The 20,072-nt window shown below is 47.2% G+C and carries 15 protein-coding genes; 9 read left to right on the forward strand and 6 right to left on the reverse strand.

Annotated features, from left to right (window positions below):
* Positions 1-101 precede the first annotated feature (101 nt).
* Complete coding sequence (locus tag AC0YNT_RS26535; RefSeq protein WP_475807319.1) at positions 102-1,460, reverse strand: uracil/xanthine transporter; 1,359 nt, start codon at positions 1,458-1,460, stop codon at positions 102-104.
* A 166-nt stretch (positions 1,461-1,626) separates the two neighbouring features.
* Between AC0YNT_RS26535 and AC0YNT_RS26540 the strand changes: the two genes are divergently transcribed.
* Positions 1,627-2,511 (forward strand): LysR family transcriptional regulator, encoded by an 885-nt coding sequence (locus AC0YNT_RS26540; protein ID WP_475807320.1) that lies wholly within the window; start codon positions 1,627-1,629, stop codon positions 2,509-2,511.
* Between the two features lie 104 nt (positions 2,512-2,615).
* Positions 2,616-3,578: a glycoside hydrolase family 25 protein gene (locus AC0YNT_RS26545; RefSeq protein ID WP_475807321.1), complete on the forward strand. Its 963-nt coding sequence runs from the start codon at positions 2,616-2,618 to the stop codon at positions 3,576-3,578.
* A 48-nt stretch (positions 3,579-3,626) separates the two neighbouring features.
* On the opposite strand, the gene AC0YNT_RS26550 is transcribed toward AC0YNT_RS26545, so the two are convergent.
* Positions 3,627-4,322 (reverse strand): helix-turn-helix domain-containing protein, encoded by a 696-nt coding sequence (locus tag AC0YNT_RS26550; RefSeq protein WP_475807322.1) that lies wholly within the window; start codon positions 4,320-4,322, stop codon positions 3,627-3,629.
* A gap of 192 nt (positions 4,323-4,514) precedes the next feature.
* On the opposite strand from AC0YNT_RS26550, the gene AC0YNT_RS26555 reads away from it, so the two are divergent.
* Entirely contained in the window at positions 4,515-5,594 is a 1,080-nt protein-coding gene (locus tag AC0YNT_RS26555; RefSeq protein WP_475807323.1) for a GntR family transcriptional regulator, read from the forward strand.
* Between the two features lie 44 nt (positions 5,595-5,638).
* Here the strand turns inward: AC0YNT_RS26555 and AC0YNT_RS26560 are convergent, their stop codons facing one another.
* The gene (locus AC0YNT_RS26560) at positions 5,639-8,125 is read right to left on the reverse strand and encodes a family 43 glycosylhydrolase (RefSeq protein WP_475807324.1); all 2,487 of its coding nucleotides are present in this window, start codon (positions 8,123-8,125) and stop codon (positions 5,639-5,641) included.
* A gap of 245 nt (positions 8,126-8,370) precedes the next feature.
* Between AC0YNT_RS26560 and AC0YNT_RS26565 the strand changes: the two genes are divergently transcribed.
* Positions 8,371-9,531 (forward strand): glycoside hydrolase family 172 protein, encoded by a 1,161-nt coding sequence (locus AC0YNT_RS26565; RefSeq protein ID WP_475807325.1) that lies wholly within the window; start codon positions 8,371-8,373, stop codon positions 9,529-9,531.
* 26 nt (positions 9,532-9,557) lie between these two features.
* Positions 9,558-11,432, forward strand: coding sequence for a beta-L-arabinofuranosidase domain-containing protein (locus AC0YNT_RS26570; RefSeq protein ID WP_475807326.1), 1,875 nt, complete (start codon positions 9,558-9,560; stop codon positions 11,430-11,432).
* A gap of 77 nt (positions 11,433-11,509) precedes the next feature.
* Here the strand turns inward: AC0YNT_RS26570 and AC0YNT_RS26575 are convergent, their stop codons facing one another.
* The 3 genes from AC0YNT_RS26575 to AC0YNT_RS26585 all read right to left on the reverse strand — a co-directional run bounded on the left by AC0YNT_RS26575 (position 11,510) and on the right by AC0YNT_RS26585 (position 14,619).
* Positions 11,510-12,664, reverse strand: coding sequence for a mannitol-1-phosphate 5-dehydrogenase (locus tag AC0YNT_RS26575; RefSeq protein WP_475807327.1), 1,155 nt, complete (start codon positions 12,662-12,664; stop codon positions 11,510-11,512).
* A 96-nt stretch (positions 12,665-12,760) separates the two neighbouring features.
* Positions 12,761-13,447: an HAD family hydrolase gene (locus AC0YNT_RS26580; RefSeq protein ID WP_475807328.1), complete on the reverse strand. Its 687-nt coding sequence runs from the start codon at positions 13,445-13,447 to the stop codon at positions 12,761-12,763.
* A 239-nt stretch (positions 13,448-13,686) separates the two neighbouring features.
* A complete protein-coding gene (locus AC0YNT_RS26585) occupies positions 13,687-14,619 on the reverse strand; it encodes an ArsR/SmtB family transcription factor (RefSeq protein WP_475807329.1) in 933 nt (310 codons plus the stop codon).
* 162 nt (positions 14,620-14,781) lie between these two features.
* Here AC0YNT_RS26585 and AC0YNT_RS26590 point away from each other — a divergent pair, with 162 nt between their 5' ends.
* The 4 genes from AC0YNT_RS26590 (at position 14,782) to AC0YNT_RS26605 (ending at position 20,018) form a co-directional block, all read left to right on the forward strand.
* The gene (locus AC0YNT_RS26590; protein ID WP_475807330.1) at positions 14,782-16,542 is read left to right on the forward strand and encodes a glycoside hydrolase family 2 protein; all 1,761 of its coding nucleotides are present in this window, start codon (positions 14,782-14,784) and stop codon (positions 16,540-16,542) included.
* Between the two features lie 336 nt (positions 16,543-16,878).
* Positions 16,879-18,189 (forward strand): ABC transporter substrate-binding protein, encoded by a 1,311-nt coding sequence (locus AC0YNT_RS26595; RefSeq protein WP_475807331.1) that lies wholly within the window; start codon positions 16,879-16,881, stop codon positions 18,187-18,189.
* A gap of 105 nt (positions 18,190-18,294) precedes the next feature.
* On the forward strand, positions 18,295-19,188 hold the full coding sequence (locus AC0YNT_RS26600) for a carbohydrate ABC transporter permease (RefSeq protein ID WP_475807332.1): 894 nt from the start codon (positions 18,295-18,297) through the stop codon (positions 19,186-19,188).
* Positions 19,189-19,193: 5 nt separating this feature from the next.
* Positions 19,194-20,018, forward strand: a complete 825-nt coding sequence (locus AC0YNT_RS26605; RefSeq protein WP_475807333.1) for a carbohydrate ABC transporter permease — start codon at positions 19,194-19,196, stop codon at positions 20,016-20,018.
* The last annotated feature ends 54 nt before the right edge of the window (positions 20,019-20,072 follow it).

Genomic DNA, 20,072 nt, shown 5'->3' on the forward strand with positions numbered 1-20,072 from the left:
CGAATCATCTCCTTTTATGCAATCTAGTATTAACAGAACAAGAGGTATTCATAATGGAGATAAATAAATGAAAGGGGCACATTGGAATGTGCCCCTTTCATTTATTTATTGAGCTGCAAAGCGAGTTGCTGTGAAGGGGATTCCGGTTCCTTAACTAACGGTTTTACTTCAAATTTATCCCATTGAATGAAATTCTCTAAAATAATGACTAGCAAGACACCAATAATGAGGCCGTTAGAGAGAATTGGCGTTAAGAGCGGAGGGAACTCCGCGAAGGCTGAAGCGGGAATGTTCATAATACTGATCCCCGTTAATACGGGAAGCGCAACACGATAGATCGTTTTGGCGTTAAACGTTGTTCCTTGGAAGGAGCGAATCGCAGTGCCAAACATCTGCAGATAAGCAACAAATAATACCGCGTTCCCGACGGATAAAGGCAGTTGTGCCAGCCATCCACCTAGTGCGGGGAAGATCCCGACGATAATAAACATGGCAGAGCCTGCAATGAGTGCGGCACGGCGTAATACCTTTGTATTTTCAAGAAAACCAATAGATGATGCAAATGTTCCAAATGGAATAAGACCAAGACAGCCAGCCAGGATGGAGAAGCTGTTTGTGAATAGAATCGATCGTACAAACTGCTTATCTGATGCTTCTCTTTTGAAGAGTCTGCCTGCAGCCGTTAAGCTGGTCAACGTATTCGTCATGTTCACAAGACCGGCTAGAAGACCAACCATCATAATTCCAGGTTCAAATCCAGGTGTTCCCCAGGGCAGCCAATGCCAAATGCCGTTGCTGCTTCCAGTTGCTGCACCCATTCTGCTTTCGCTTCCGAACAATAAGGCATAAGCAATCCATCCGACGATGATACCGCCAAGCAGCGAGAACTGTCCCCATTTGCCCTTGCCTTTCAAATGAATGAGCGCTACAACCACGATAATAAACAAGGACAAGCCAGCTAATTGCAAATCCCATTTGCCGCCTTGATCATAACCAATCATCCCTTTGAAGAATGTATTGGCGAGCTGGAATGTAAGAAGCAGCAGGAAGACACCCATTACCATTGGGGTAAAGATCCGCTTCAGTACTTTCAGAAAACCGCATAAGGCGAGTACAATAACGACTGCACTGGACAAAATAAATCCAGTACTTAGGCTGGCAGCAACCGTGCCGATATCCATGCCCATTGCAGGGGCAGAAGCGCAGATACTAAGCACAAGCCCCCACCATACGCCAGCCGGACCATCCATTAGTGCATATCGATGCCCCCAGATTGCCTGAACGATACAGAGCAGACCGGTCAATATAAAGGAGCGCTGCATGGAAGAAGCGATATCTTCCGGCGCTAGTCCCAGTGCATGTCCGATTGAGAGCGGCACCATCACCGTATTAGTAAATATAAAGAAAAGCCACTGCATGCCCGCAAGCAGTACAGTAAATGAATCTTTTGTTTTTAACATGTTATTTCCCAGCTTTCCACATAATATCCGTACGTTTCGAGCTTTGATTTTCTCCCGAATGCTCCGTATATGGTATCATGGGCATAACTATATTAAAAATATTAAATAAATTGCGAAAGCATATGAAAATCATATAGCTGGTTTGCAGATCGGATCGGAACTGAAGATGGACATCAAACAATTACGTTATTTTATTGCCTTGGCAGAAGAGCTTCAAGTAACTTCAGCTGCGTATCGCCTACATATGTCTCAGCCTCCGCTTAGTCAGCAGTTAAAGCTGATGGAGGAGGAGCTTGGCGTGTCGTTATTTATTCGAAGCGGACGTCATCTCGAATTAACCGCCCCAGGCAGAACGTTGTATGAGCATGCTCTTACCATTACACGGCTGTTGGAGGAAGCGAAGGAAGAAGTAAAAGAATCCGGGCTTGGAGTAAGAGGGAAGCTGTCCATTGGCATCAATACGTTGTCAGACGAGCGGCTTCCCGGCGTACTCAGCGCTTTCCGCATGTTATACCCGAAGGTTACTTTCAAAATCCAGCAGAATGAGACGATCACCTTAACCAGACTTATCAAGGATAAAGCACTGGATTTGGCAATTGTCCGCCTTCCGATTAACCTTGAGGAATTTGATCATGTCATTCTTGGTGCTGAGCCATTGTTTTTTGTAACGGGAAGGGGAAGCGAGAACGAGGAGCACGAAGCGATAACCTATGATTACATAGCTGAGCATCCGTTAGTCCTCCCGAGTACAGAAGGTCTTGGTCTTTATCATTTGATTCTGGATCAATTTCATTCACGAGGATTGTCGCCGTCCATTATTGGGGAGTGCTCCGATATCGGTATGCTTGTGGAGCTTGTAGCTTCCGGGTTTGGCGCTTCCATTCTGCCGCGGACCTCAGTTAACCGGTATCAGAATCACCGCATTCGCGTATTCCCGATTGAAGGACCAGATGTCACCTCAAGCTCGGCAATTATTTGGTTAAAGCAGCATTATTTAAGCAAAGCCGCGCAAAAGCTCATTGAATTGATAGCGGAGCGTCCGATTACTTAAGGGGCAGGCGGCTACTTTCTGCCAAAATGCCGTGTCCTATCTATTTGAGTCTGAATTTATTAATAGGAAGGGAAGGTAAATACAGACTCGAAGGAGGGGATGTCATGCAAGGAAGAACCAAAGGTAACGCCCAAGGCATTGACGTATCCCATTACCAAGGAGACATTGATTGGCAGAAAGTAGCGGGTGCTGGCATTTCGTTTGCTTTTGTCAAAGCAACGGAGGGTGAGACCTACAAGGATCCAACATTCATGCGTAATGCCTCCGAAGCGGCAGCAGCAGGGCTTCTGGTCGGTGCTTATCATTTTCTGCGGGCAACATCTGCGGCAGCTGCCAAAAGAGAAGCGCAGTATTTTTATCAAACCGCTTCACAAGCCAACAAGCTGCTGCTGCCTCCCGTGATGGATTACGAGACGAATTCGGGTAACCTTAGCGACGCAAGCATGAGTGCTGTAGCAAAAGCTTTTCTGGAGGAGACGGAACGGCTATTTGGGGCCAAGCCAATCTTTTATACCGGTAACGCTTTTGCGAACCATTTTGATACCTCACTTAGCAGCTACCCGCTATGGATCGCCAGATATAATGCTTCAACACCACCTGACGATGCAAAGGCATGGGGAAGATGGACCTTTTGGCAATACAGCGATGGAAGCTCTGGAGGTACATTGCCAAACGGAAGCCGGAAAGTAGCGGGTATTAGCGGGAATGTCGATTTGAACGAATATGCAGGCACGGAAGAGGACTTGCTGAAAGCATATGGGCCAGAGGAGGATCAGCCAATGACAGATGCAGAAAGACAACAAATGGAGGAGCTTTCAGAGCGGATCGCCGCTCTTGAGAAGCATGTTAATTTGTCGGGTGACCAAACGCCGCCGAGCTGGACGAAGACGTCGACTTCAGCTGCTATGAAGGCAGGTATTATCACCTCGGTAAACGATAAAGGGATGCCGGAGTTTATTACGATTCAAATGCTGTATAACGCAGGCTTATGTAATGCGGAATTAATCAAATTTTTCAAATTATTTAGTGCCAATACTCGCAAGGCGATCGAAGATCTGCTGAAGTAAGATGTAAAAAAATCCCCTCCGGTCTTGCCGTGAGGGGATTTACCTGTATTAACCTAAAGTTTTGATTAGCTCATTGCCATGAATATCAAAAAGAGAATAAGCTTTATCGACCATGGCTTTATCTTTCTCGAATAAATGAAGGGCTTTATCGCGGATTCCACTTGTTGTGGACACATGATTAAGCTGCTGCACCATAAATTCAGAGTTACATAAGGCAATGACCTTCTTGCTGTATATCGTTAGCTTTTGTTGAAACTCCACGGCTGCTTCTATTATTTCTGGAGAATAAACGACAACTTCACCATCTGCAGCCTTCATGTTGCGATGGTCGACTAATATATTTAACTCATCTCTGCCATATGCTGAGCAGATGCCTAATATGGTCGATGTTAAATAATCGACATCTTGCTTACCGCCAAACAAGCCATTAACCTGGAAGGCTAATATTTTCTTATCATGGTCCAGATGATAGCTGAATCTTTCTTTAAAAGGTACTGTAAAATCACTGGGTTGATAGGCAAGATTAGACGAGAATCTCTCACTTGAGAAAAGATATTGAATGGATACTCGAAGAGCGGCTGCGATCTTTTCAATATTAACCAAACTAAGATTGCGTTCTCCTCGTTCAACACCACTTATGTACGTTCTGTCGAGCCCGGAATGATAGGCCAGCATTTCTTGCGACATCCCGCTGCGGGCACGTAATTCCCTGACGATTTGTCCAAATTCGGAACGAATGTCCATGAAGATAGTCCTCCAGATCTGCGTTAGTAGCAATTGGAATACTTAATAGAAGAGAAAGCTTCGTTCATTCTATTGGAATAGGATGGAGGTGTCAATAACATGGAATGAAGTTTTCCCCTTAAAGCTGTTGTTGTTTTGCGGGGCATTCACGAAGTATAGTAAAAGTGGTGATCGCCCTTGAAGGATATTCCATTGTATAAACAAATTCAAGAAGCTATTAAAAATCAAATATCACTTGGAAACCTGCGGCCAGGTGACAGAATTCCATCAGAGATCGACTTGGCTGCCCAGTTTCATGTAAGCCTAATGACAACAAAAAATGCCTTGGCCGGCCTAGCAGAAGAGGGGATTGTTGTCCGCTCCAAGGGCAGGGGGACTTTTGTTGCCGGACAGGCTCCTTACAAGCTGTTTTTTTCGGAGGAGGAAAGCAGCGGGAAGAAGCTGCAGATGCCGATGAAGCATCAATTAATTGGCATGATTATTCCATCTATGCGTACGAAAGTCGAGCAGCGGCTGCTTGACGCTATTGAGAAGGCTGTTGACGGATTCGGCTATACGCTGGTGATTCGTGTGTCGAGAGGCAGTGCCGTGAAGGAACTGCAGTCGCTTGAAGATCTTGGTGCACTTGGTATCAGCGGACTCATCTTATTCTCGATTGGGGCTCAGAATGAGCGCCGGACGGTAGTGAGGGCAGAGGAACTAGAGTGCCCGGTTGTTCTGATTGACCGTTACTATACGGACATACCGCTAGTAAGCGTCAGTTCGAATAATCAAGCTGGAGCACGACAGGCTGTTTCTTATCTGGTAAGTAGAGGACATCATCGTATTGCGTTACTTACGCCGCCAATTGAACATAGTGTTATAGCGGATAGGCTTAGCGGATTCGACAATGCGGTAATCGAATACGGGATTGAGGAATCTTCTATTCTACGTTATACCGTTCCATATGAAGTATTTAATGTTTCGAGGAAAGAAGGGGCGGAGCGGATAGAGCATTGGATGCGGGAGCGGCATGCCGAATTTTCCGGACTAATAGCTACTGATGTAGAGCTAGCCAGGCTAGCTTATCATGCTTTAAAGCGGATGTATCTGATGTCTGGTAAACAACTGGTCACCTTCGATGATCCGGAAATCCAGGAGGTCGCTTATATTCGTCAGAATGAATCGGCAATCGGTGGGAGAGCGGTGACGCTGCTAATGAACCGTATCCTTCGCGGGGAGAAGCTGCAAGGCAGACATGTTGTTCCAACACGGCTCATATTCCCTTCATAAAAAAGAAGAAGGCGGACCTCGTCAGGGGTCTGCCTTCTTCGCACTTATGGATTGACCTTGAAGTTATCGAATCGTGTATGGTTGTTCATTGTACGCAATCCTACCTTACCGTGAGTAAATGGGTTGCTGCTGTTGTCCGTATAGGTGATCTTTGGTGTGGTCATATCGTTCACATATACTTTGATCGTTGTGCCGGAGGTTGTAACCTTCATATGATGCCAGGTCCCCGCTGCCAGCGAGATCGGCGAAGAGCCAACAGCCGCGTAATTATAATTCGTCTTGCCTAAGTAAACCCCGTTGGACTTGATAAAGGCATAATAACCTTGGAGATAATCTGGATTATTGACCAGCACAGTACCATTTGACGGATTATTCACTCGGACCAGCATGCCGGCATCGCCGGTAGTGTCCACAAGCTTAATATCTGACTCAACGGTATAGTCCGCCCAGCGCTCATTACCAATCGTCGTTTTGCCAAATACGCCTGCTCCTGCAGAATCCAGCTCACCCGAGTTAACAGACCAGTTGCCTTCAAACCTTGTCCATCCGTTGTCATTTCCGTCATTAAAGTCGTCAGTCAGGCTGGTGACAGCATCGCCGCGGGAGAAGGTCATCCCGGAGAAATCAAATTCCCCTTTAACAAACTCGAACCGGAGCTCGTGATAACCGGCTGTTAGATAAAGCCCTTTTTTACTCGCCGTTGTCCAGCTTTCCCAATCACCAGAGCTTGGTACATTTACAATGCCGGTCAGATCGGTTGACCCGTCCCATACGCGGAAGCTCGCATCCGTGTAGGTAGTAGCAAGACGAGTATCCAGATCGTAGTAGCCGGTCTCAGCAACATTTACTCGGTATTTCAGCCATTCACCGGTTTGATTCCAGCCTACGACATTTTTGCCCTCCGCTGCTGAGCTGCGGATATCTACCGAACCTGTACGGTAGGCTCCGCCAGTGTTGCCTGCGGTCAAGTCATAGTAGGCTGTTCCCTCAGCCCCATTCATATAATGAACAGCTTCAATTTTGCCTGGAAGAGGTTTGTACGCATTCCATGCGCTGCTTCCGTTCACTTTGTTGCTAAAAGCGGTGTAGCCAAAGTCGGCATGAGCATCCGTTGTGGTATACCCGATCTTGCCGCCTGCGATTCCACTTACGGTACGAGTCTGTTTTTTCATTCCATCCACATAAACAGTAAAGCTGGTACCTTCTTTCTCCACGCGGATCTGATGCCATTTGGTATAGTCGTATCCTGATGGAAGAGCTGCATATTGCCATCCTTGGCTAACGCCGCCAACAACATAATTCGTCTCTAGTCGGTTCAAGCTTCGGTTCAATACCGCTGTACCGTAGTTGTTCTCATCCGTGTAGGAAAATACAGCGCCATATACCGGGTTGCTAGTTGTACCCTGTTTGATCTGCTTCCCGTTGAACTCCGCTGTATAATCGCTTGCGGTGCTGGTACTGGTCACTTGGCGGTAAGTAGCTGCGCTGCCAATCGTGTCCTGCCACATCAGCTCCTGATTATAGATCCCCCATGTTCCGCCGCCGATATTCGTCCAGCCGGTTCCGATCGATGCCCGGTTGAAGCGATCTTCAAAATCCGCCAGCTCGGGATTTTGCTGGGAAGCCGTTGTTGGACCAAGCACAAGCATCTTGTCGCCGTTCCAGACAACGCGGTCCAAATTCATTTTACGGCCGGGATAGACCAAATTGCCTCCTGAAGCATGACTGTGATACACCATGAAGTCGGAATCAAGGTCAGGTCCTTTGATCATACTGTTATGTCCAAGACCGACATTCGATCCTTCCGTATCAATCAGAACGGGATTTTGGCTGTCTGCCGATGCGAAGCTGGTGGTAGGGCTTGTACTTGTTGCATAGTTAACTCGATATGCTGTGCTCCACACATGATTACCCGTATAGGTCATATAATATTTGCCGTTACGCTTGAAGGTAGTAGACCCTTCTGTCCAGCCAGCCATCGATAATCCAGTGCCAACAGCTGTACCAAAGGCTGTAGGGCTCGTCATTGAACGTGCATTAATCGTATTGGAGCCGGTCGAGTAGAAGTACCATTTGCCGTCATCATCGATAAAGACATTACCGTCAATGCCCATGCCGAGATTGCCTGTTGCTACGGTGAAAGGCCCGGTTGGACTGGTGCTTTGGAGTACATAATGTCCGCCGCCGCCCGGGGAAGTGTACATGTAGAACATGCCGTTCCAATAGACGACTTCAGGTGCATAAGCAGCCTTCGTGACCGCTTCTGTCGTGCACAATCCGCGGTAGGACCAATCTACGAGATTAGTAGAGGACCATACTTTGACGCCGCTCTGATCATCAACGGTGCTGACATAAAGGTAATAGGTGCCGTTAAATTTTAAAATATACGGATCGCCTTCACCATAGAAATCATTGTTTGCCCAATGCCAGGAATCTGAAATAGTAATCGGATTGCTGTACGCACTCACCTGGAGCGGCATCAGCATAACAGAAGCTGCGGCGCCAAGGAGCAGGGTTTTCCATTTCTTCATCAATGATCATCTCCTCAAATAGTGGAATAGACGCTTTAGTAAGCGTTTTCAAAACGTAGTATAACAGGCGACCGCCTTGAGGACTTATATCTAATTAGATATAAAAACAAGTACTTGGCGTGATTTTAAAGAAATATCCGGGCGACGAAATAGTCAGGCTTGAAAAGCCTTATTTATTATATTTGTAATAAATGATATATTTGTAGAAAGCGCTTACCTTATTAATTCATTAGGGAGGAACGACGATGAACAATCTTTATATGCGCAAAGAGGGTATCTCGAGAAGAAGCTCAAGCTGGGATCAAACCGGAGGAAATACGGACCACATTATAATAGGCCCGGGAGATACCAGCATTATTGCAGATCTAGCCGGTTCAGGTGTCATCCAGCATATTTGGATTACGATCGCTTCCTCTGACCGTCATTATTTCCGCAAAATCGTCATGCGTATGTACTGGGACGGCGAGCAAGAGCCAAGCGTGGAGGCACCTATCGGCGATTTCTTTGGCGTTGGTCACGGTGTGGCAAGCCATTACGTCTCTCTGCCGCTTAATATGATTACAACACAAGGGATGGTCGAGGATAAAGCGGCGATGAACTGCTTTTTCGAGATGCCTTTCGGCAATGGCGCGAGAATTGAAATCGAGAATGAATGCGAGAAGGAAATCGTCTTTTATTATTATGTAGACTATGTGGAGAAGCCGGTACCGGAGGACGCGTTCCGATTCCATGCCCAGTTCCGGCGGGAAATGCCAACGAAGGGTCTTATTCACCTTGAGGGATTGAAAGCGGAGCATGGCAAGTATGATCATCCTTTTTATGCGAATGACATTGTCAATGCTGTTAAAAATCTCGACGGGGCTGAAAATTATATATTGCTTGAGGCCGAAGGCGAAGGACATTATGTAGGCTGCAATTTGAGCATTGACCATATTGATCCGATTCCCGGAAACAGCTGGTTTGGTGAAGGCGATGATATGTTCTTCATCGATGGGGAGCCATGGCCTCCGCGTCTTCATGGGACGGGGACAGAGGATTATTTTTGCGCGGCCTGGTGTTATCCATCAGGAAAATATGACGGTCCTTATCACGGCATCTCGCTGGCTGCGCCAATACGTGCGAATGGTCATGCCTGGACGGAGAAAACACTCATTCCTACGGAGATGGATTACTCCGGCAAATGGACAACGTATCGGTTCCATATCGTAGATCCGATTATTTTCCGGAAGTCGATACGCTTTGGCATTGAGCATGGCCATGGCAATTGCCAATCCAATGATTACAGCTCGGTTGCATACTGGTACCAAAGGGAGCCTCATAAGGCATTTCCTCAAATTCTGCCAGTGGAGCAACGGCTTCCGCTGTCGGAGCGGGCAAGTATGAGCCATTTTCTGAAGAGCTTCTAGTCATCAACAGCATAGGGAGGAATTTCATGAATACGGTACTTCATCCTCTAAAGCAAACTCCCTTTGAGGAATTGCCACTAGGATCCATCCGGCCGATTGGCTGGCTCAAAGATCAACTTCAGATTCAAGCGGAAGGGATGACAGGGCATCTGGATGAGTTCTGGAGCCATGTCGGTCCAAACAGTGGATGGCTGGGCGGCACGGGAGAAAGCTGGGAAAGAGGACCTTATTATTTAGATGGACTTGTTCCACTGGCCTATCTTCTGGAAGATGAGAGATTAATAGCGAAGGTAAAGCCATGGATCGAATGGACGCTTGCAAGCGCTCGGGAAGACGGACAGTTCGGCCCATCCTCGAATGATGATTGGTGGAGCCGGATGGTTATGCTGAAGGTGCTCATTCAGCATGCTGAATATACCGGCGACGAACGGATCATTCCTTTTATGACCAACTACTTCAAATACCAGCTGAAGCATCTTCCGAATCGTCCGCTTGCCGAATGGGCGAAGGCGAGGGGCGGGGAAAACCTGATCAGCGTGTATTGGCTGTACAACCGTACCAGTGAGCCGTTTCTGCTGGAGCTGGCACAAATAATCAGTGAACAAACCGAGGACTGGAGGGGGTTATACGAGCAGTTCCCGTATTGGAACCGTCAAACCTCCTTCGATCACCGTGTTCATGTCGTTAATGTAGCAATGTCATTCAAGCAGTCAGCGCTCCGTTATTTGCAGACGGGGAATGATCTGGATAAAGCGGCTGTATATAAAGGCATTCGAAGTGTCATGACTTACCATGGCCAAGTAAATGGCATGTTCTCTGGTGATGAGTGGCTGGCCGGAACACATCCAAGTCAAGGGACGGAGTTATGTGCTGTTGTTGAATATATGTACTCCCTGGAGCATCTAATTCGGATAACCGGGGATGGTTATTTCGGGGATATTCTGGAGAAGATCGCGTATAACGCGCTGCCTGCTGCGATCAGCTCGGACTGGAAGGTTCACCAGTATGATCAGCAGGCGAATCAGATCATGTGTACACATGCCAAGCGGAATTGGACGGAAAATAATAATGAGGCCAATCTGTTTGGCATCGAACCGCATTTTGGCTGCTGCACGGCCAATATGCATCAAGGCTGGCCGAAATACTCGGCTAGGCTTTGGATGGCAGCTGAGAAAGGTGGACTTGCTGCCATCTCCTATGCACCTTGCCGGGTAACCGCGCAAGTTGGTGCGGAGAAGCGGACTTCGGCTGTTGTACAGGTTGAGACCTCGTATCCGTTCCGGGATACGGTCAACATAAAGGTTGAGCTAAGCTCGCCGGAGACATTTACCATGAAGCTCAGAATTCCGGAATGGTGCAAGGCGCCGGTACTGCTGATTAATGGCGAGCCTTATCCTTTGCAAGCTGTTCAAGGGTTCGCCTCGGTTCACCGATTATGGAGGGAGCAGGATGAGCTCTTGATTACGCTTCCCAAGCAGGCGAGGCTGGTTCCACGTGCAAATGGTGCAGTTGGCGTTCAATATGGTCCAATTATGCTGGCTATTCCAGTCAAGGAGCAATGGCAGAAGCATCGTACCTATCCCCCTTTTCATGATTGGGAGCTTTATCCGAGCTCCCCATGGAATTATGGTGTAGAGCTTAATGAGCAGTCTGTTTCGGATAAAGCTAGAATAATAGAGGATGAAGTCCAGAAGCAGCCATTTGCTGCAGAAAATTGTCCGATCCGTATGAGTGTTCAGGCACGCAGACTTCCTCAGTGGACAATGGAGATGAATTCCGCAGGCACACCACCGGTCAGTCCAGTTATTAGTAAGGAGCCGCTAGAAGAAATCGAGCTTGTTCCGTATGGCTGTGCGAGGCTGAGAGTTGCGGAGTTTCCGGTTCTTCGCGAGCTCTCATAATAGTTCTATCTTAAAGTCGGCCAAATGCCCTTCCTAGCGGGGGCTTTTGGCCATTTTTTTGTGCAAGCAGTCAGAGATTAGACTTTAAAGATTTGAATCCGTTTATATTCCTTCATGATCTCGTCATGCAGTGCATGCTCCTCTGGTATGCCCATATGTCTTCGAATGACATGATCTGCCCCTTTTTGGCCGATAGCAAGTTGCAGAATTTCGGCCTCCGGATCGGCATGGTAATCAAAATGCAGCGCTGAAGCAATAGAGGACGCCAGATTAGTTACGCCGTGACCCAGATTGTAAGCTTGAATGGCTGGCCTCACAAATCTCTCTGCTTCAGACAACTTACGCAGGGGAGAACGGCCGACACGGGTGATCGAATCGGTAAGCGCCGAATTGGAGAAACGACGCAGCGTTTGATCTACGTATTGCTGCTGCTCCTGTTCGTCGAAGCCGTGCTTATCAACGAGCAGCTTAGAGGTTTCCTCCAATGTCTGCTCTACCTGGCCTCGGATCTGATCATCCTGCATCGCTTCCTGGATCGTTGAGATTCCCTTCAAATAACCATGATAAGCGGCGCTGCTATGGCCCGTATTAACGGTGAACAGCTTGCGTTCAATATAGGGCTCAAGGGAATGGACATATTTGACGCCATGGATGCCTGGGAAACTATCTAGCAGCGCCTCTTGATGTATAACCCATTCACTGAAGGGTTCTACCACAACGCTAAGTGGATCTTTATTTTTCTGATGAGGAACGATACGGTCCACGGCTGTATTAGGGAAAGAAAGGAGACGGTTCGCTGCTTCATGAAGCTCGGCTGGAAGCAGCGCATATACCCATTTTTTTAATTGCGTGCTGGCTTTTAAGGCGTTCTCACAAGCCATGATGTGCAGCGGCTTGCTTTCGTTAAGAAGCCTAAGCTCGATTCCGGGTGCAATTTGCGCCGCCACATTTCTTAAGGAGGCTGCACCAACAGCCGTTGTTATTAGGTCAGCATCCGCGACTCGAGCTTTTACTTCTCGAAGTTCGTTTACATGAAGAGCCGTTACATGGTTTACCCGCCATTGTTCCTTTGTTTCGCCCGCCATCGTGACAACATACGACTGCTGCTGGCGTAATGCGGTGACCTGTTTATAGTTTCTCGTTACAAAACATATCTCGTAGCCGGATCTTGCAAGCATCAACCCGATAAAACCCCGTCCGATGTTACCTGCTCCAAAGTGTACGGCTTTCATGTCTATCACCTCTTTATTATTTGAATATTCAGATAATTAAGATGAGCTAAAGCCTGTGCCTCGTCTCAATGATAAGGCAAAGACTTAGGTAATTCATTAGACGGCTGGCTTTGCTAAAAAGCCGGATGGATCATTAATTAAATGCTCGAAGCTAATGTCGGCGAGTGATTGGCCATGCTGCGTAATATTGCCGAAATCTAGATGCTGCGTAATTTTATTAGGGAGAACGACACAATGGAGTCCTGCTGCAATGGCGGCTTTGGCGCCATTAGGAGAATCTTCGATCGCAATGGCATCTCCAGCTTGAATGCCAAGAATCGAAATCGTTTGAAGATAGAGGGAGGGATCAGGCTTTACCAGCTTGACATGATCAGCGGTTTGAATACATTCGAAATACGAGGTTAGCTCCAGCTTGTCGAGATAAGGTGTAATCCAGTCCAGCCTGGAACTAGAAGCAAGACCGATACGAAGGCCAGCAGCCTTTGCGGATTCCAGGAAGCTGATCACTCCAGGTCTCACCGTCTCCTGCTTCATCAGCTCAGCATGCTTCTCGTGTACTCTCGAACGGAATACATCCCGGTCGATGGCAATTCCACAATCGGTGATCAAATATTCATAAGGATTAAACAAATGAAGACTAGTTCCTATACATTGCGAATATTGCTCCAAGGTAAGCTCGACTTTATGCTCTGCATAGAGTGCTCGGAATGCCTCGTACCAGGGTGTCTCCGTATCTAGAATCGTTCCGTCGAAATCGAAAATTAACGCCTTTGCCAATTGCATCTCCTCCTTGCGCTTTCAGCGCTACGTAGTCGCTTTTGGGCGGTAAAAAGCAAAAAGACCCTGTGTACACAGGGCCTTGCTTGAGTAAGCAATAAATGATTGCAAGACCCTACCTGGTAAAGAATTACCAGCGATTAAGCGTAATTCAATCCTACTGGAAGGGGGTGGAAGTGTCAATGAATGCAATCGCTTACTCAGAAAATTGATTTATGATAAATTTTTAATGCACATTTTTCGGGCTAATTAGCTCTGCTGCGGTCTTTATAAAACACATGCACGACAATATCCTGCTTATAGTTGCCAAATTGCTTGCCAAACAAGCTGATACCACCGCAGTGGCGGGCTGTCTCCAGTGAGGCGAGCCTAAAGCGGAAGTCTTCCCCTAGTTTGATGCCCACATCATTCACAGTAACCTCAGATAGCTTGACACCATCCAGGTAAGTACCTGTTTCCTGAATCGTTAAGGTTTTGAGTAGACCGTTCTGCGTACCAAGCTGCCACCAGGCAGGTGTAAGAGCGCCGCGTTTGCTGCCGAAGTCGCCTGGACATGTCCAAACCCCAACTTCGATATCGTTAATAAAGAAGCTGATATCTGACGGCCAATTCTCGTCATAAGAAGGGGCCTCCGAGCAAAGCTCCAAGGAAATCTCAACTTGCTGAGCCGTTTGAGCAGCATGTAGATAATTGGGGATTCGGTATTCAACATAACCGCTGCCGAACCAAATATGCGCCGCATTCATCCGCTCCGGATCGGAGAAGTATCTCGGATCATCAACTAGACCTAATATCTTCGTGTCGGAAGCGAGTCCGCAGGTTGGTTTTACGGCATAATTCGAGTATTGCCCGATTGGAATTTCTATAGTGTATTTCGACTCTTTCTCTATTTCATTGTCCATAGAAGAAGTTCGAAGCTGCAGGGTAAGCGAATCAATGGCAAGGGAGCACATCTTTGGGCTTCCTCGAGTACCGGACAAGCTTTCTGTCTTAATCAGACCGCCGTCCTCCATCTTCTGAATATGTTTGGTCACGATAGCGGATGACAAGCCAAGTGTCTCTGCTAACTCTTTAATACTCATCGACCGGTCACTAAGGAGCTCGATCATTTTCACTCGCGTTTCAGATGAAAAGCATTCGAGCATTTCCATATATTTGGTACTAATTTGAATATGCACGTTATTTCCTCGCTTTCTTTCTACTCGGCTATTATATAACCATTAAGTTAATAAAACAACTTTTTAGTTGACGTTAATTCGGTCAGGAGATAAAATAAGCTCCAGAATCATATTTATTTGTTAATATAACAACTTATTGGTTAACTAACGGAGGCGTACAAGATGACAAACTTGCCAAGAGCAGAATATCCTAGACCCCAGTTCAATCGTGATGCATGGGTATGTTTGAATGGAGAATGGGAATTTGATTTTGATGATGCACGTGTTGGTAATGAAGAAGGCTGGCATAACGGGAATAAAGACTTTTCCAAGCGGATTGAGGTTCCATTCAGCTTCGAAAGTAAATTAAGCGGCATCGGCGATCCAACATTCCATGATGTGGTATGGTACCGCAGACAGCTTGAAATTCCGAAATCGTTCCAAGGAAAAAGAGTCGTGCTGCATTTTGGTGCAGTAGACTATGAGGCTTCGGTTTGGTTAAACGGACAGCTCGTTGCAACGCATGAAGGTGGACATACACCATTCCATGCCGACATAACAGACTCACTGCAGGCAAATGGCGACAACATGCTGGTTGTCAAAGCGGTTGATCATGGTACGGATGTATTCCTGCCTCGCGGTAAACAGTTCTGGGAAGAGAAATCCCGTGCGATCTGGTACACACGTACAACGGGGATCTGGCAGTCCGTATGGATGGAAGCGGTAGCACCGGTTCACCTTCTGAAGGTGAAATATGTAGCGGATATCGATATGAATGAAATTCAAATCCGCTCGTTTGTAGGCGGTTTTGTACAAGGGACGAAGAACGTAAGCCTTTCGGTCAAGATTTCTTTCGCAGGAGAGATTGTGTCGGAAGACACGTATCAAGTGCGAGCAGGCGAAGAGAGCCGAAAAATTAAGCTCAGCGGCTTAAACGATCATGGAATGGACCGGTACTGGTGGCCGGAGCGTCCAAATCTGTATGACGTGGAATACGTAGTGTCGGTTGACGGAGCAGAGGTTGACCGGGTGACAAGTTACTTCGGTATGCGGAAAATCTCGATCGAGAACGGCAAATTCAACCTGAATAACCGTCCTTACTTTATGAAGCTTGTACTTGATCAAGGCTACTTCCCTGACGGCAACCTGACTCCACCAACCGATGAAGCGATTAAGCTGGACGTAGAGCTGATGAAGGAAATGGGCTTTAACGGTGCGCGTAAGCATCAGAAGGTTGAAGATCCTCGCTTCCTGTATTGGTGCGACAAGCTGGGCCTTATCGTATGGGGCGAGATGGCGAATGCCTATGACTACTCCGAGGAGTATGTCCGCCGGATTACGAAGGAGTGGCAGGAAGCGATGGACCGTGACTTCAACCATCCTTGTATTGCCGTATGGGTTCCGCTAAATGAAAGCTGGGGTGTACCAAATATCCAGATCGACGAGCGTCAGCAGCAGCATGCGATGGCTATGTACCACCTGACCAAATCGCTTGACCCGACTCGTCCTGTCATCTCGAATGACGGCTGGGAAATGGTTGCTACTGATCTGTACAACATCCATGACTACGAGTGGAGACGCGAGGTGCTCGAGGATCGTTATGGCAGTGTGGACAAAGCAGTGTCGGCTATGCCAGCGAACCGCCGCCTTAGCGTAGGTGGTCACGAATATGATGGACAACCGATTCTGATTACTGAATTCGGCGGAATCGCCTACAAGAAAAGCGACTGGGAAGGCTGGGGTTACTCCGGTGCTTCGAACGATGAAGACTTCGTTGAACGTCTTCGTAATGTGATTCAACCGCTTATCTTCTCAGGCGTTGTTCAAGGCTACTGCTACACGCAGTTAACTGACGTCGAGCAGGAGATCAACGGACTTCTCACATACGACCGCAAGCCGAAAATACCGCTCGAGCTGATCAAAGCGATCAACGAAGGCAAGTAAGGAAGCGGAGATCACCACATTTCAGCGGAAATGGCTATTTTGATAGGCTTAACGATGCCGCACATCGTTAAGCGCATGAAAAAGTAGAGTTATGGCGTGCTTGACGATGCGACGCATCGTTAAGGTAACAGCCAGTATTTTAGGAGCAATAAATCAGCAGAAGCCCAGACAGCCGAGAATAAACTCCCCGCTGTCTGGGCTTCTGCTGGAAGCGAGCTTTCAAATGCATCTATAAATATGTCCATTCCTTCTAAAAAAGCGACATGGGCGTGCTATCCCCCGAAAGCTAGAATGAGAAACAGAAAGAGCAGCAAACACATTCTAGGGGGAAGCAAAATGAAAAAAACGACTAAGCTCTTAGGTACTTCGTTAATCGCACTTAGCCTGGTTGCAGCAGCGGGCTGCGGCAGCAATAATAACGGCGGGAATAATACCGATAGTAACAATCAAGGCAGCACGAATGCAGCAGCAGGCAACAGCACAAACGCTAAAGCCGAGAAAGCAGATATCCTGTTCTGGACGCCATTCTCCGGCGCTGACGGCGAGTTCATGAAGAAGATCGTTGAGAAGTATAACTCTTCCCAAGACACCTACAAAGTGAAACTCGTTATTCAGCCAAATGGTGAATATTATAAGCTGCTTGACGTGGCGATGAGTGCAGGCAAAGATCGTCCTGACCTGGCGATCATGCACGTAGACCAAATTCCTACCTATGTAAACAAAGGTCAGCTTCAGCCGATGGACGATCTGGCAGCAGCTTCTGCCATTAACAAAACAGATTATGTAGAAGCACCAGTAAATTACGAGACAATCGACAGCAAATGGTATGGTATTCCGCTCGATATTCACCCGCTCGTTATGTACTACAACAAAGACTTGTTCGAGCAAGCGGGAATTACAGCTCCACCAACAAACCGTGCGGAATTCGAAGCAGATGTCGAGAAGCTGACGAACAAAGATAAAGGCACATACGGCTATGTTGTTCCAACGCTTTGGCCGCAGCAGTTCATTTTCCCAACACTTGTATGGCAAAATGGCGGCGATCTCTGGAACGGAACAGACGTTGCTTACAACTCACCAGAAGCAGTAGAGATGGTGCAGTGGATGCGCAGCCTCGTAGACAAAGGTGTATCCCCGGGCAACGTACAGCAAGACGGCGAGAACACGTTGTTCCTGCAAGGTAAAAACGCGATCCAATTTAACGGTCCTTGGATGAAAGGACAGTTCGACGAAGCGGGTATCAATTACGGCGTAGCGCCAGTTCCACAAATTGGTAAAGCCAAGCAAGCGGTATATGCAGGCTCCCATAACTTCGTATTGCCTAAAGGTGTAACAGACGCAAATGTTGTAAAAGGCATCGGCGATTTCGTGAAATATGTATCGACCAACTCGATGGACTGGGCGGCTTCCGGCCAAGCGCTGGCATCCAAGCCAATGCTTGAAAGCGAAGAGTTCAAAGCTCTTGATATGCAAAGCAACGTAGCGAAAGCATTTGAATATGTTCAATTCGCGCCTAACGTACTGAACTGGGCAACGATCTCAGATCCGATCTGGGGCGAACTGAGCAATGCGCTGCTTGGCAAGAAGGACGCTCAAAAAGCGATGGATGATGCAGTAGCGAAGTCCAGACAAGCGATGAAAAAATAACCGTCACCTTTATACAATATGATCATTATGGGAGGACGAGGAGGCGAATAAAATCGCTTCTTCGTTCTCTACTTTTATCCTTAACCGGAAATGGAGGAGCTGCACTTGGTTAAGAGCACTTTGCAATCACGCTTAACGTCAACTTTGTTTGTACTGCCTTATTTGCTCAGCTTCTGCGCTTTTCTGCTGATCCCGATTTTGTACGGGCTGTATATTTCATTCCATGATTTCGAGCTTCTGTCGGATGATCATAAGTTTGTTGGCCTCGATAATTACATCAAAATATTTACACCTGGTTCCTATTTATTCGAGCAATTTACGACAGGTTTATGGAATACGGTCCAGTTCGTACTGTACTCCGTCCCGCTGCTTGTTGTTCTCGGTCTAGCGCTCGCCTTGCTGCTGAATCAGCTGCCGAAGCGAATTCGCGGGATGTTCCGCACTTTTTATTTCATGCCTTATGCGATTTCCGGTTCGGTAATGGCCGTTATTTGGCTAATGATGTTTGATACGAATGCGGGTTTCCTGAACGGACTCTTGGCTAAGCTTCATATTGATCCGGTGGCTTGGCTGACGGATATGCCGTGGGTCTGGGTATCTTTGGTCATGACTACGCTTTGGTGGACAATCGGCTTTAATATGATTATTTTCACCAATGCGCTGAATGAAGTGCCGGAGGATTATTATGAGGCGGCTTCGATTGACGGTGCGAATGCATGGAGGAAGTTCGTCAGCATTACACTTCCATCGATTCGTCCAGTTATGTTGTTTATCATCATTACTTCTACCATTGCTTCGTTTAACGTTTATGCGCAGCCGTTCCTGCTTACACGTGGAGGACCTGGCGACAGTACAAAGGTTCTGCTCATGAACGTGCTGGATGAAGCATTCAAAGGCAAGCAGGTTGGTTCAGCTTCCGCAATGGCAATTATGATGGCGATCATTATCATTATTGTCTCGGCTGTCCAATACCGGATTGCTTACGGAAGGAAGGAGTAGGCGGCATGAAAAAAACATTACTTGTTCTTGTTGCAGTCATAATCGCAGTTATTTTCCTGCTGCCACTTATTTGGATGATGTCCACTTCCTTCAAGAATGATTTTGAAGCGCTGGCAGGACAGTTGAGTCTTATTCCGAAGAAGCCAACATTCGAGAACTATCTTGACGGTTTAAAAGGAAACCTGATGAATGTTCCAATTACTCGCTGGATTACGAACTCCTTATTCGTAGGCGCTGCGGGTACAGCTATTGTGCTTCTATTCTCGTCGATGGCAGCGTTCGCGCTGGCTCGTCTGCAGGATTTGCCGCTTCGCAAGCTGATGTTCCCGATGTTCATTGGCTCAATGATGATTCCAGGCGTATTGACCTTCCTGCCGATGTACATGGAGTTTAACGCACTTGGCTGGATTAATACGTATGCAGCCCTCATTTTCCCTTATTCGAGCGGTGCATTTGGCGTATTTCTACTCTTTCAATTTTTCACGGCGTTTCCGAAGGAAATCGAAGAGGCTGCTAGGATTGATGGTGCAAACAAATGGCAGATCTACTCACGTATTCTGCTGCCAGCTTCGGTATCCATTATGGTGACGCTTGCGATCTTTACCTTTATGGGTATTTACAATGATTTCGTTTGGCCGCTTTATTCGACGACTTCGCCGGAGATGCGCACGATTACAGCCGGTATTGCGATGATGGCACAAGGCAGCTATACCCAAGCTTACGGCAAGCTGATGTCGATGACAGTTATTGCAACGCTTCCGGTGTTCATTATTTTTATCGTTGGCCAACGTTCATTCGTTAAAGCGATTACGCAAGCAGGAGTCAAATAGGCTTACGAAGTAAGAATCGCCACATATGGCTAGTTACTAGCCAAAGAGTGGCCA

The organism is Paenibacillus sp. J22R56, from assembly GCF_056269375.1.

Coding starts and splice junctions, on each gene's coding strand:
- AC0YNT_RS26535 (WP_475807319.1), bottom strand. CDS start 1,460: ATGTTAAAAACAAAAGATTCATTTACTGTACTGCTTGCGGGCATGCAG.
- AC0YNT_RS26540 (WP_475807320.1), top strand. CDS start 1,627: ATGGACATCAAACAATTACGTTATTTTATTGCCTTGGCAGAAGAGCTT.
- AC0YNT_RS26545 (WP_475807321.1), top strand. CDS start 2,616: ATGCAAGGAAGAACCAAAGGTAACGCCCAAGGCATTGACGTATCCCAT.
- AC0YNT_RS26550 (WP_475807322.1), bottom strand. CDS start 4,322: ATGGACATTCGTTCCGAATTTGGACAAATCGTCAGGGAATTACGTGCC.
- AC0YNT_RS26560 (WP_475807324.1), bottom strand. CDS start 8,125: ATGAAGAAATGGAAAACCCTGCTCCTTGGCGCCGCAGCTTCTGTTATG.
- AC0YNT_RS26565 (WP_475807325.1), top strand. CDS start 8,371: ATGAACAATCTTTATATGCGCAAAGAGGGTATCTCGAGAAGAAGCTCA.
- AC0YNT_RS26570 (WP_475807326.1), top strand. CDS start 9,558: ATGAATACGGTACTTCATCCTCTAAAGCAAACTCCCTTTGAGGAATTG.
- AC0YNT_RS26575 (WP_475807327.1), bottom strand. CDS start 12,664: ATGAAAGCCGTACACTTTGGAGCAGGTAACATCGGACGGGGTTTTATC.
- AC0YNT_RS26580 (WP_475807328.1), bottom strand. CDS start 13,447: ATGCAATTGGCAAAGGCGTTAATTTTCGATTTCGACGGAACGATTCTA.
- AC0YNT_RS26590 (WP_475807330.1), top strand. CDS start 14,782: ATGACAAACTTGCCAAGAGCAGAATATCCTAGACCCCAGTTCAATCGT.
- AC0YNT_RS26595 (WP_475807331.1), top strand. CDS start 16,879: ATGAAAAAAACGACTAAGCTCTTAGGTACTTCGTTAATCGCACTTAGC.
- AC0YNT_RS26605 (WP_475807333.1), top strand. CDS start 19,194: ATGAAAAAAACATTACTTGTTCTTGTTGCAGTCATAATCGCAGTTATT.